Source organism: Halalkalibacter suaedae, assembly GCF_017939705.1.
GTDB lineage: Bacteria > Bacillota > Bacilli > Bacillales > Bacillaceae_D > Halalkalibacter > Halalkalibacter suaedae.
The window spans coordinates 329,393-342,087 of record NZ_JAGKSQ010000002.1 but is presented as its reverse complement, the minus strand read 5'-3'; the positions used below and the strand labels follow the sequence as shown (position 1 = coordinate 342,087).

The window sequence follows — 12,695 nt, the reverse complement described above, 5'->3', positions numbered from 1 at the left end:
ATCGGTAGAGTCATTAGTGACCTACCGATGTTTTTTTATAATGATTGAGAGTGTTTATGAGTATAGGCAGGTTGTTTTTCTATGCTAGGACCTTCTTTAATTGGAGACTTTTTGTATCGGCCTATTATCATACTAGCAATGAAAATGACAAATATAGATATAATTGCTTGACCCCACCCGGCCAAAAGACCGGCCAAGATGATGATGAGTAAGTCGCTAATAAAAATAACCAAGCCGCGGTTTAATCCCCAACGTTGATCAGCATAGAGGGCAAGAATATGAATTCCCCCAAGCGAAGATCCGTTATTTAGAACCAATGTCACTCCAAATCCAATACATAGACCTGCAATAATCGCAACTAGCAGAACAGGTAAGGTTTGAATTTGGACATAATCAAGACTATCTCGGATTAAAGATATACCAATAATTGACATGAAGCTGGAAACGGTGAACCAAACTCCTAGTTTTTTTATTGAGATCCAAAAGAAAGGTATGTTTATCAGAAAGAACAGCACACCCCACGACCACGGACTAATGAATGTTAGAACCGTCGCAAGACCTGCTGTGCCTCCAAATGTTAAATCTTGAGTCGCTAAAATTCTTAAACCAAACGACGTTAACAGCAAACCTGTCAGGACAAAACTAACTAATTTTAACTTTTCAGCCATTTTACCACTCCTCCTCTTACTCTACCATACGCAAAAAAAGTGATAAGGTCAATGAATATGAGTGTATTTTTATTCATCTGAATTATCAGAAATTTATATTTTATAAGTGTTTGTTAGAATATCTAACAAAGTTTATACATTATTTTATACATTAAACTAACATTTAAATGAAAAGAAGACCTAGAAAGAATATTCTTTCTAGGTCTTCTTTTCAAATTATAAGGCAAGCAAATCGATTACTTCGATAAGCTTAACTATTTCAGGTTTGCTTATTTGAGCGTCGGCTCCTACGCTTTTCCCTTTATAGAAAAGATCCTCCGTAATTAACGAAGAGAAAATAACAACAGGGATTTGTTTCAAATTATCATTTTCTTTAATTCTTTTCGTTAAGTGGAGTCCATCCATTTTAGGCATTTCTAGGTCGGTTACGATTAGTTGAACAGATGACGTAAGGTCCTCATGATCCTTAATCTCATCTAGATGATTCCATAGGGCCAGTCCGTTATCAAAGAATTTAATCTGATCATAGCCAGCCTCAACTAGTGTATCAGAGATTAATTTTCTAAGGACTGCAGAATCTTCCGCAATCATAATCTTTTTATTACTTCTCTCACGATGTCCTAGTTGTTTAACTTGATCAACCGTGATTCCCTTTTCTGGGTTAATTTCAACAACAATTTTTTCAAAATCTAACAATAAAACCATTTGATCATCCATCTTAATCACACCAGTTGATGTGCTTTGAATGTTCTGTGCAAGCTCATCTGGCTTCTCGATTTGATCCCATGAAATACGGTGAATTCTAGATACATTTTGAACTCGAAAGGCCACTTTAAGCTTATTTAATTCAGCAATAATCAACTTATCTTCAGCAGGATTTTCGGAAGGTGGAAATTCCAGTACTTTCGCTAAGTTTATAACTGTAATTACCTCATCCCTCAAGCGGATAAGCCCCTCAATGTTAGGATGACTATTAGGCACGGCGGTAAGTGGTAATACTTGGATGATTTCTCGAACTTTCATTACATTAATTCCAAATGTTCCAGTACCTACTTGAAAGACAATAACCTCTAATTCATTCGTACCACTCTCTAATAAAATTCCTTGTTTGTTATCATTCATTGATGTATGTCCTCCTAAGGCAGTACAGTTGGATATCATCGTTCAAATAAGTAATTGAAATAGACTTTCATCCTTATTAAGAGCGTGATATGCAAAGCCTTTTTTCGTTAATCTTTCTATTAGTTGATCATAATCGTGGCTATGTTTCAATTCAATCCCAAGAAGAACAGGTCCATTTGAGCGATTATTTTTCTTAGTATACTCAAATCTTGTAATATCATCTTCAGGTCCAAGAACATCTTGGATAAATTCTCTTAGAGCCCCTGCTCTTTGTGGAAAGTGAATAATAAAATAATGTTGTAAACCTTCATAAATTAATGATCGCTCTCTCATTTCTTGCATCCGTCCTATATCATTATTTCCACCACTGACGACACATACAACATTTTTCCCTTTTATTTCATCTTTATAAAAATCTAATGCTGAAATGGACATTGCGCCAGCAGGCTCTGCGACAATAGCATTTTGATTGTATAATTCAAGTATAGTTGTGCAGATTTTCCCCTCAGGTACAAGGACTACATCATCTAAAAGAGTTTGACAAATCTCGAAAGGAATTTGACCTACTTTTTTCACTGCTGCTCCATCAACAAATTTATCAATTTTCTCAAGCTCTATTACTTTTCCTTGTTTCAGAGACTCTTTCATTGCTGGAGCTCCTAGTGGCTCACAACCAATGACTTTCGTTTGTGGACTAATGCTTTTTATATAAGTGCCCGTCCCACTAATTAAGCCGCCTCCACCAATAGATGAAAATAAATAATCAATATTTTCATCAATATCATTCATGATCTCCATTCCTACAGTGCCTTGTCCAGCGACAATCTTTTCTTGGTCAAATGGGTGAATGAATGCTAGATTATATTCATTACTGTATTTCATCGCCTCATTAAAGGAATCGTCAAACGTATCACCTGTTAAATGGACTTCAACAAATTCTTTCCCAAAGAATTTAACCTGGTCTACCTTTTGCCTCGGTGTTGTAGAAGGCATAAATATCTTTCCTTTGATTTGCAGAGCACGGCAGGAGTATGCTACACCTTGTGCATGGTTTCCAGCACTGGCACAAACGACCCCGTTGTTAAGCTCTTCTTCTGTTAAGCTTGAAATTTGATAATAAGCTCCTCTAATTTTAAACGAACGAACAACTTGAAGATCCTCACGTTTTAAATACACATTGCATTCATATCGTTCAGATAACACCTGATTTTTTTGTAATGGTGTATGTGTGACAACATCTTTTAAGCGTTGGTTAGCTATAATAATATCTTCTATATGTAAAATTCCCATTATCCTATCCCTTTCGCTCGAACATTCTTATACAATACTCCTATATTATCACAAGGTTATTCGTTTGCGAACCCCTAAGCTACTGAGCCTTTGTTCAGTTGATATATAGAATAGGATTGATTATTTAAATCGGCATCACTATAATAGGGAGATAGAAATAACTGTACATATGCGGTTTTTATTAAGGAGGGTTGAACATGAAATTAAAATGGTCTGCAATTACTGCGATCTTTGTAACAATGCTATTTATCCCTATTCAAGTACTTGCTGCAGGTGGGGGTGCTGCTGAAGGGGCACATGAAGAACCTTCTGGTTTATTAATGACTTCATTAATTATCCTATCTTTTGCTACATTAATTTTCTTAGTATTTCTAGAATTACGAGATAATGGATAAATGAAAAAAAAGAAAAGAGCAGTTGAAATCTCAACAGCTCTTTTCTTTTATTTGATTTGCCAATTGTTGTAAGACATATTCTACCGACTTAAATGTTTCAATTTGTCTCTTTTTACCGGTTTTCGGAAAAAATGATTTTATTGCAACAATCTCTAAGTTCTCCTCTGTTTGCGTGATCTGGCTTGGATGGAGGTGCAAAGGCTTTTCTGTTTGCACAAAATCTAAAGCTAATGGCACCCATTTATCTCTTACCTCTTTTACTTTATCTGCAAAAGGCTTCACCTTCCCATAAAAATCAGGTTCAATCCCTTCTTCCCTTGCTACATTTAAATAATATAATTCTGCTTCTTTATTTAAGTTAAGTAACTCCACAGTATGATTATAAAGCTCTATTTTTTTTTGCTGTTCCATCAGACACCTCCGCTACCATCTTAGCAAATGTCTACTAAAAGGAAAACACCTGCTTAACTGGTCTAAAGCTATGCATCTGTTTTTTCTTCAATTTCTCTCCTGATGCGAGTGGTAAGTCCTCCGCCTCTGATTGAGTTCTTCTTTCTGCATTTATTTCAATCTTTTCGAGTTTTGTTTGTAGTAAAGAAACATTATTATTGATTGATTCCATTTTTAATTGATGTACGTTAACTCTCTTCCTAATCCGTTCACCAGATTTTCTAGACATCTTTTCCTGAAGATTTTCTAGTTGAATCAGAATCGAGTCAACCTTATTTTCATATTCTGCCCTCTCAACCGTCTTTTGAATAATTTTGCTCTTATTATATAGATCAGTAGGAATGATAATATTCTCTATTTTCTTTCCATCATTAACTTTGTTCGAGACAAATTCAATTACTACTAATTCATGCTCAGTAAATAATTCATACCCCTGCTCGTTGCGTTCACAATTTAATTCGAAATAAGACGACCAACGTAGGATGGTCTTTGGTTCTATCCCTACCTTATTTGAAACCTCGATTAGTGTTAATCCGTTTGTCATGAGTCCCAACCTCCTTATTTCTTTACTGAACATTTTCGCTATCATTTCTAACTTCCCTTCACTATTGACAAAACTAGAACTCATTCGCCAAAGATGGTGGATTTTCTCTATAGTGATGTATGCTAAATCGATTTGCCTCGCATACTAATAATGTTCGATATAAGTGAAAGGGGGAATGAATCATGGCAAAAGATCGTAAACAATCGTTTAACCAAGAAAATAAAGTTGACCAAACAAAAGAACAACGTAAGCAGGGTTATACTGGAGACAAGAAATTAGGCGGACCAGATCGCCCAGCTGAATAATAAGAAATCAAAAGGTATCTCATTGGTCTAAACTGACCTGTTGAGATACCTTTTTTAATTTTGTTAACAGATATAACTCAATCCACTTAAATTGCAACCACTTAGTTCTCTCAGTTGGTTCTGATTTTTTAATGGCACGAAAATAAGAACTTGTTTTCATATCCAATGACCAATCTTTCTTGTCCTTCCAATTATGGCTTATGATCGGATAGGTTGTTCGTAAAAAAGGACTTGAATTCCCAGTAGACCATGCGATATATCTTTCATAGTCTCTTCTAGAGCCTGTAGGTTCTGTGCGTAATGTAAATTGATAAATTTGTTCGTAAACATCAGGATGAAATAACAACTGCTGAAGCTGCTTACCTAACCATATTCGAGCAGATACATCTTTGAAATTTCTAACATATAAACCGAAAAGATCACCTTTTAAAGTAGGGAAGATAACATAACTCATATGGGCATGCTCTTCTAAAACGTAAGTTAGCGATGAAAACACCTTCTTATTATAGATGGGATGCTTCATGACAGTGTTCTCCAACATAAATTGTTCATTAATAATAAGAGCATGACAAAGTCTTTCTTCATCTCTCCACTTAAAAAACCTCCACCATTCATGTTGCATAAACCTAGAAACTCCAAGTCTATTCAAAATCCGAAAATTAGGTTCTCCTGTTTTCTTAGCTAGTTCATACCATAACAATTGTGGGTACGCATCTTCGAAAATGGTCCAATTAGCCCGTTCAAATGTATGAAACAGTAAATCTCGATACTTTTTCTCTAATAAAAGTTGAAACCATTTACTTTCTAAATCCGTCATATTCCAGCCTGCATTTCTTGACACAATTCCTGCTAATAGTGACCATTTAATTTCTGGGTTTTTTTTATAAAAATGCTCATAAAATACGGTACGTGAAATATTATCCAAATTTCCTTTAAACGTCTTTTGTTTAATATTATTAATGATCGTTTGTTCCGTCATTTGCTTTACTCCTTCATTTAGAAAAATCTGTACCTCTTCTCACCTTTTTTATGATAAGATAATGTGATGGAATCACATCGCTTTTGGTTCTGTCAGGTTCCATCAATGCATATCAGTTTGGGAAGGTGTGATTTGATTGCCCATCCATTATCCAAACGGTCGGCGCTTTCACGAAACGAACACGAAAAAAAGAAGTCCAGCACCAAAGAAAATATCGTACAGTAATCGCGGAATGACTCTAGAGGAAGACCTAAACGAGACGAATCGTTATTATTTGGAGCATGGTCTTGCTGTGATCCACAAAAAACCAACACCTGTTCAGATTGTTTCAGTTGATTATCCAAAACGTAGTGCAGCTGTAATAAAAGAAGCTTATTTCAAGCAAGCTTCTACAACTGACTTTAATGGGGTCTATCAAGGTAAGTACATAGACTTTGAAGCAAAGGAAACGAAAAATAAAACCTCCTTTCCTTTAAGTAACTTCCATGACCACCAAGTCGTTCATATGCAAAAAGTCATCGAACAGAATGGAATTTCTTTTGTTATCCTTAGGTTTACTCAAACAGAAGAAATATATTTGCTTGATAGTCGCTTTCTTATTTCTTATTATCAAAATATGGATACGACTCGAAAATCGATTAGAAAATCAGATATTGAAAAAAATGGGCATCTAATTAAAATGGGGTTCCATCCACGTGTCGACTATTTAAAGATTGTAGATTCTGTCTATTTTTCAAACTAGTCATAAAGCAAGCAGAAAGGGAGAATTACGATGTCAGATAAAACGAATACAAGACAAGGGCGTCGTCAAGCCCGACAACAATCCTCAAAACCAAAAAAGTCTAAAAAAAGACTTTTCAAAAAAATAGTTCTTATAATGTTTGTCCTTGGCTTAATTGCAGTAATAGCTGGTGGTATTACAATTTTTTCAATGATCCAAGATGCTCCTGATTTAGACGAAGATAAATTAATGCTTACCCAAGGGGCACAAATGTATGACCAAAACGACACATTTGTCTCACAATTAGATACAACTGAAAAAAGGATTAACGTTAATATTCAAGATGTTCCCGAACTTGTCGAAGATGCATTCATCTCAGTAGAGGATATACGTTTCCGTCAACATTCTGGTATTGATATTAAACGATTATTTGGAGCAGTTGCCGCAAATATCACTGATGGATTTGGTGCAGAAGGTGCGAGTACGATTACGCAACAACTTGTTAAGAACTTGTTTCTAGAACAAGAAAAGAAAATAAAAAGAAAAATTCAAGAACAGTATTTAGCAATCCAATTAGAGCAGCAATTTTCTAAAGATCAAATTTTAGAAATGTATCTAAATCAAATCTATTTAGGATCGGGCGTGTATGGAATTGAGCTTGCTTCAAGAACTTATTTCAATAAGTCAGTTGATCAACTCAAACTCGAAGATGCGGCATTATTAGCTGGTATACCTAGACGACCTAGTTATTATGATCCGACAATTAATCCAGAAGCTGCCGAAGAGAGACGGAACTTGGTTCTTTCACTAATGGAACAACACGGTAAAATCACTAGCGAGCAAGCAGAAACGGCAAAAGCTGTACCAATCGAGGACCAGATCGTCTTAACTGAAAAAGAGTCGTATCCATACGAAGCCTTCTATAACGAAGTGCTTGCAGAACTTGAACAAATTGATGGCATAACGATGAATGATATTTATAACTCAGGATTAAAAGTATATACGACTCTTGATATTAGTGCACAAGAGCATGTTGAAACTGTCTTACAAACGGACGAATATATTAATAACTATCCAGACAACGAGGATTTTCAAGCCGCGATAACGTTAATGGATACAAAAACAGGTCAAATAAAAGCAATAGGTAGTGGTCGTGAAGATACGAATCAGCAGCGTGGCTATAATTTAGCCACAGAAGCGTCTAGACAAGTTGGATCAACAGCAAAGCCATTACTTGATTACGGTCCGGCTATTGAGTATTTACAATGGTCTACCGGTAAAGTCCTTGTGGATGAACCTCATACATATACAGGAGGTCCTGCAATAAATAACTTTGATGGTCGTTTTAAGGGAGCAATGTCAATGAGACGTGCATTGGCTGAATCACGAAATGTTCCAGCCATTAAAGCTCTTCAAGAGGTCGGTGTTGAACGTTCAAAATCATTTGGTGAAGCATTAGGCTTACCTATTGAACCTGAGCCAATGTATGAATCGTACGGATTAGGTGCTATCTCACTTACTACTAAAGAGGTTGCTGGTGCATACGCAGCATTTGGAAACAACGGCACCTACACCAAACCTTATACGGTTCGAAAGGTTGAGTTTCCCGATGGACGCATTATTGATTTGGAGCCAGAATCTGAAAGAGCAATGAATGATTATACTGCTTACATGGTTAGCGATATGTTAAAAACAGCTGTCACAAATGGTACTGGCGGAGTTGCAAATATTCAAGGTTTACCAATGGCAGGTAAAACAGGAACTACTAATTTTGAATCTGAAGTTAGAAGCGAATACAATATTCCTGCTAATGCTGTCCCTGATATTTGGTTTGCTGGATATACAACCAATTACACAGCTGCTGTTTGGACCGGCTTTATGGAAAATTCTTCTGAGAACTATTTTCCTAGTCAACATAACTCTAGACAAATTGCCCAGCAAATCTTCAAAGCAGTTGTTCAAGAAGTATCTTCATCCATTGAGACACCAGATTTCGAAATGCCGAATTCAGTTGTTCGAATTGGTGTTGAACGAAGCACTGGTCTTTTACCTAGTGATTTTACCCCTGAAAGTGAAATCACATATGAACTATTTGTAAGAGGAAATGAACCAACCCGTGTTTCTGAAGAATTTATCGATATTGAAGCACCTACTAACGTCATGGCAAACTATGATGAATCAACCGATCAAATCCTTATGAGTTGGGACTATCCTGAGGAAGCACGTGATCAGATTACCTTTGAAATACAAGTACAGATTGATGGTGGAGAGCCACAAATACTTGACAGAAAAAAAGACATGCAATACATCTACAACTCCCCTGAAAAAGGAGCAACCTATGTATTTACTGTCACAGCCCTTTCTGATGAACACTCTAATTTAAAGAGTGATGCAATTTCTGTCGAATTAAAGCTTGAAGATGAACCAATTGAAGAAGAACCTGTTGAAGAGGATCCTGGCGAAGATGAGCCAGCTGAAGAACCAACTGATGAAGACTCTGCCGAGGAGGATCCAATCCCAGACCCACTCGATGAAGTTGAAGAACAACCGACTGACCCAGTTGAAGGTGAAGAACCACCTCAAGATGATAGCAATAACTAAAAGAAACAGACCATTATTTAAATAATGGTCTGTTTTTGCTTTGATATTATGATGTCAATTTCAACAGATGTTGATATTCTTCTTTTAAAAGCTTTATCGAATGAGGATCACTTAAGGTAGTGAAACGTTCGATTTCGCGTTCTAATCCATCAACCAAACCATTCTTTACTACATCGATATTTTCCTTAATATAAACTTCCACATAGTTAATCGTCCGCTCTTCCTCTTCTCTTAGACAATGGCCCATTTGCTCAGTGCTAGATTGAATGAGTTCTTCCTTCAAAGTCTTAATTTGCCCTTCCTCAAAAAGGCGTTTTAGCGAGTGAAAACGATTAGCAATTTCCTCAATATCAACTCTCAAAAATTGTTCTAATCCATTCATATTAAACGAAGAAAACGAAGTGGCTTCTGTGTTAAACGAAGGAAACGAATGGCGGATACCTGCGGTTGTTTCAGCAAACCATTTTTCAAGCTCATTTCGTACAGCTGTTTCAATACGAACATACGTTGCTTGGATTTCCTGTTCAAAGAAATAATCTCCTTCTCTTCTCCACTCCTGTAATGATATTAGAAATGCATTCTTTTGATCACGCTTGTTTGAACCTACTACTGTCGAGACGTTTACCATTTCTGAAAATAGATCAGCTAGTTGATACCGAGCTCTATCTCGTAAATAAAGAAATAATTGAGTTAACTCCTGTACACTATGCTGATATACAACTGTTGCTTGATCATCTATTATCTTCTGTTTCCAAGATTGAACTTGATCTGCTAGCTGTCGCTTCCTCTCTTCTTTTACTTCTTCTTGTTCCTCACTGAATTCAATTCCATCATGCAACATTTTTTGATAACGAAGTGCCTCTTCTTTTAATAAGGTGAAGCTAAGTTGTTTTAATTCTTGAATCGTTTCTTGGAAGAATGCTCGTTCAAATTTCTGGAAAAGTGGATCTAACGTTTGATTTTCCTTTTTACCTGCTAGCCCTTTTTTACTCGACAATGGATATAGTCGAGGTTTTTCTACGCCATTTTGGACAAGTTGATCATAGACATGCTTTTTTACTCCATTTAACTCAGCTGCGTTATCGGCCAAATCAGCTGCGTTTAAGACGAAGTAAAGCTTGTCATGCCTGAAACCATCATTTACTTTTGCCATTTGCTGTAGGAATAGTTGATCTGCTTTTGAAAATGAATGGTTATAATAGCTTACATAGAAAATGGCATCTGAATCACGTAGTTGTTGAAAGGCCACACGCGTATGACGTCCATGAATGGAATTAACCCCTGGAGTATCAACAAGTACAATACCTTTTTTCGTTAGTTCACAATCATAATATAGAGTAACCTGTTTAATTAAGCATGCATGCTTTTCATTAGCAACATACGGTGCGAGTTCAGCTAGTTTGACACTAAATGTAGAACCATTCTCCCAATTAGTCTTTTCGATACTCTCTTTTAATGTCATTAAATAAGAATAATACGTTTTTTGCCAACTCGTTGAAGCTTGGTATGAATCATTAGACCATTCTATAATCGATTCTATCGTTATTTGAAGATCAAGCTGTTTTGCAACCGTTTTAATTTCATCGCTTAATTCTTGGTGAGATTTTACTATAATCTCAGCTGTTCGATTTTCATGATCTTGATCTGATTCCCGAACAATGTTCACAGTTGCTGTCGTTGGGTGTGGTGAAACTGGTAGAACATTTTCCCCAAGTAAGGCATTTGCAAAACTTGATTTCCCCGCACTAAATGCTCCAAATAGTGAAATAGTAAAAGATTGTTCCTCGAATCGTTGTATCCGATTTAATAATGTAGTACGTTCCATTTCAATCTGACTTTTCCCTTGAAAAGCTTCAAGTGTTGTTTTAAAGTGTTTTACCCAGGATTCCGCTTCGGCTTGATCAAAATTATTTAATGGTTTAACCTCTACTTGCTCCCAATCAGTTTCAATTACACTGCTATCGTCATTCATATCTGATACGTACCATGTTTCATTTGTATCAAGAGGACTAGTCTTTTTCATTGTATCCATGAGTACTCGTTCAAACGCCTGTCCATCTTGAAATTGGTTGCTGTTCTTTGCATAGGTTGCAATCAGATGATCATAGGCATCAGTGATTCTAGAAATTTCTTCTACATATTCATCTAGTGTATTTAGAGTTTCTAATTGCTCATTTAACTCAGCTATTCTACTATTCCAATGTTCCTGCAATCCATCAATAATTAAATCCATTACCGAAGCAGATTTCTGTCTAAGTTGTTTGATAAATGCCTCTGTTCGATCTTTAGTAAATGTATAGACATACTCACGACTTTTTGGTCCTGCTTGGACTGCATCTTCAAAAAAGGAACGATCAATTGTGCTATTAAGTTGTTCAATTGCATTTTCAACTTCTTCACGGTTTGTTAGTAACGTCAACTCAAAGGATAAGAAGATCTTTTGTAATGGAAAAATTAAATGACTCTTAATCTTATCCCTTGCTTCAACAAGTAAACGCTCCAACCGCTCATCTCGTTCTTGCTCTGTTTTCTTTTTTGCAAACAACCATCCAGCCCTGTATCCTGGTTGTAATGTTTCTAGCCATTGACGAACCAATTCAGTAGTTGTATAAGGGAAAATGGTAACATCCTTCACAAGTGTCTTCCATTGTTTTTCAAACGAATCCTCTAAATGTTTTTGAGCCTTTTTGATCTTTTCAAACTGTTCAACAATTTGCTCTCGCTCTTCTAACTGTTTGCTATCTATTCCTGCCTGTACCATTTCATCCTTCACTTGCTCGATTGCTTCGCCTTTATCTTCTTCAAGTCGTAGCATTAAACTTAGATAATAGCCTTGCTGCAAACGTTGATTTGCATAGGGGATTAATTCTTTACCATAATAGAGTATTTTCTTTAGATCTTCTTTAACGATTGCCCATTGATTCAATTGATGGTTATCCACTTTCATGCTCGTATACATCAGCTTTAAATAATCAATATTCCAAACCGATAAAGTATCACGTATTGATTGATCAAATTCAGAAAAGGATAGTTCTAGGTCATCGTGTTTATCAATTTGATTAACAAGAATGTAGATAGGTTTCTTCTCATCAGAAAGTTGTTTAAGAAAGGTTAAATTCGTTTCTGATTGAACATGATTATAATCCATCACATAGACAATCATATCGGTTTGATATAGTGCATCAAGCGTAATTTCTTGATGTGTTGGATCTGTTGAATCGACCCCTGGCGTATCAAAAATCGCACTATGGTCGGCTAAAAATGGCAGCGGTGCGTGTATCGTAAGTGAGCGAATTTCTCCACCATTCATCCCCCATTCACGAACCTTTTGCCATGGTATATCACCATCCCATTGTTCTGACTCACCGTTCACTCCATCAATCGTAAGACCAAGCGCACCATTAAAAATTCCGATAATATTAGCACTAGTAGGAATCGGACTAGTTGGTAACACTTCTGCCCCAACTAATTGGTTCAACACGGTCGATTTGCCAGCTGAAAAATGTCCACAAAACGCGACCTGAAACATTTGTTGGCTTTTCTTCTGTTCAATTTTCTGTTTTTTTTCAATTTCTTTTTCTGTTTGCTTGATCACATGAACTTGTTCCATCCACTCTCCA

At 36.3% G+C, this 12,695-nt stretch carries 11 protein-coding genes; 4 read left to right on the top strand and 7 right to left on the bottom strand.

From position 1 onward, the window contains the following. Window positions 1-35: 35 nt before the first annotated feature. The 3 genes from J7W16_RS05805 to ilvA form a co-directional block, all read right to left on the bottom strand. Window positions 36-668, bottom strand: a complete 633-nt coding sequence (locus J7W16_RS05805) for a YitT family protein (protein ID WP_210596331.1) — start codon at window positions 666-668, stop codon at window positions 36-38. Window positions 669-884: 216 nt separating this feature from the next. Next, complete coding sequence (locus J7W16_RS05800) at window positions 885-1,790, bottom strand: chemotaxis protein (protein WP_210596330.1); 906 nt, start codon at window positions 1,788-1,790, stop codon at window positions 885-887. Window positions 1,791-1,832: 42 nt separating this feature from the next. After that, window positions 1,833-3,080 carry a threonine ammonia-lyase IlvA gene (ilvA, locus tag J7W16_RS05795; RefSeq protein ID WP_210596329.1) on the bottom strand — a complete coding sequence of 416 codons (1,248 nt, stop codon included), beginning with the start codon at window positions 3,078-3,080 and terminating at the stop codon, window positions 1,833-1,835. 197 nt (window positions 3,081-3,277) lie between these two features. Here ilvA and J7W16_RS05790 point away from each other — a divergent pair, with 197 nt between their 5' ends. Continuing rightward, on the top strand, window positions 3,278-3,475 hold the full coding sequence (locus tag J7W16_RS05790) for a hypothetical protein (RefSeq protein ID WP_210596328.1): 198 nt from the start codon (window positions 3,278-3,280) through the stop codon (window positions 3,473-3,475). A gap of 30 nt (window positions 3,476-3,505) precedes the next feature. Here the strand turns inward: J7W16_RS05790 and J7W16_RS05785 are convergent, their stop codons facing one another. Next, window positions 3,506-3,886: a YppE family protein gene (locus tag J7W16_RS05785; RefSeq protein ID WP_210596327.1), complete on the bottom strand. Its 381-nt coding sequence runs from the start codon at window positions 3,884-3,886 to the stop codon at window positions 3,506-3,508. Between the two features lie 34 nt (window positions 3,887-3,920). After that, the gene (locus J7W16_RS05780) at window positions 3,921-4,469 is read right to left on the bottom strand and encodes a MerR family transcriptional regulator (RefSeq protein ID WP_210596326.1); all 549 of its coding nucleotides are present in this window, start codon (window positions 4,467-4,469) and stop codon (window positions 3,921-3,923) included. Window positions 4,470-4,651: 182 nt separating this feature from the next. Here J7W16_RS05780 and J7W16_RS22115 point away from each other — a divergent pair, with 182 nt between their 5' ends. Next, on the top strand, window positions 4,652-4,774 hold the full coding sequence (locus tag J7W16_RS22115) for a hypothetical protein (RefSeq protein WP_283246024.1): 123 nt from the start codon (window positions 4,652-4,654) through the stop codon (window positions 4,772-4,774). Between the two features lie 19 nt (window positions 4,775-4,793). On the opposite strand, the gene J7W16_RS05775 is transcribed toward J7W16_RS22115, so the two are convergent. Next, complete coding sequence (locus J7W16_RS05775) at window positions 4,794-5,753, bottom strand: DUF2515 family protein (RefSeq protein ID WP_210596325.1); 960 nt, start codon at window positions 5,751-5,753, stop codon at window positions 4,794-4,796. A 136-nt stretch (window positions 5,754-5,889) separates the two neighbouring features. Here J7W16_RS05775 and recU point away from each other — a divergent pair, with 136 nt between their 5' ends. Both recU and J7W16_RS05765 read left to right on the top strand, forming a co-directional pair. Next, window positions 5,890-6,495, top strand: coding sequence for a Holliday junction resolvase RecU (gene recU, locus J7W16_RS05770; protein WP_210596324.1), 606 nt, complete (start codon window positions 5,890-5,892; stop codon window positions 6,493-6,495). A gap of 30 nt (window positions 6,496-6,525) precedes the next feature. Next, complete coding sequence (locus tag J7W16_RS05765; protein ID WP_210596323.1) at window positions 6,526-9,075, top strand: transglycosylase domain-containing protein; 2,550 nt, start codon at window positions 6,526-6,528, stop codon at window positions 9,073-9,075. 46 nt (window positions 9,076-9,121) lie between these two features. On the opposite strand, the gene J7W16_RS05760 is transcribed toward J7W16_RS05765, so the two are convergent. Continuing rightward, window positions 9,122-12,685: a dynamin family protein gene (locus J7W16_RS05760; RefSeq protein ID WP_210596322.1), complete on the bottom strand. Its 3,564-nt coding sequence runs from the start codon at window positions 12,683-12,685 to the stop codon at window positions 9,122-9,124. Window positions 12,686-12,695 lie beyond the last annotated feature (10 nt).

Excerpts from the sequence above, each read along its gene's own strand:
- J7W16_RS05775 (WP_210596325.1), bottom strand. The coding sequence starts at position 5,753 with ATGACGGAACAAACGATCATTAATAATATTAAACAAAAGACGTTTAAA.
- J7W16_RS05785 (WP_210596327.1), bottom strand. The coding sequence starts at position 3,886 with ATGGAACAGCAAAAAAAAATAGAGCTTTATAATCATACTGTGGAGTTA.
- J7W16_RS22115 (WP_283246024.1), top strand. The coding sequence starts at position 4,652 with ATGGCAAAAGATCGTAAACAATCGTTTAACCAAGAAAATAAAGTTGAC.
- J7W16_RS05800 (WP_210596330.1), bottom strand. The coding sequence starts at position 1,790 with ATGAATGATAACAAACAAGGAATTTTATTAGAGAGTGGTACGAATGAA.
- J7W16_RS05805 (WP_210596331.1), bottom strand. The coding sequence starts at position 668 with ATGGCTGAAAAGTTAAAATTAGTTAGTTTTGTCCTGACAGGTTTGCTG.
- ilvA (WP_210596329.1), bottom strand. The coding sequence starts at position 3,080 with ATGGGAATTTTACATATAGAAGATATTATTATAGCTAACCAACGCTTA.
- J7W16_RS05780 (WP_210596326.1), bottom strand. The coding sequence starts at position 4,469 with ATGACAAACGGATTAACACTAATCGAGGTTTCAAATAAGGTAGGGATA.
- J7W16_RS05790 (WP_210596328.1), top strand. The coding sequence starts at position 3,278 with ATGAAATTAAAATGGTCTGCAATTACTGCGATCTTTGTAACAATGCTA.
- J7W16_RS05760 (WP_210596322.1), bottom strand. The coding sequence starts at position 12,685 with ATGGAACAAGTTCATGTGATCAAGCAAACAGAAAAAGAAATTGAAAAA.
- J7W16_RS05765 (WP_210596323.1), top strand. The coding sequence starts at position 6,526 with ATGTCAGATAAAACGAATACAAGACAAGGGCGTCGTCAAGCCCGACAA.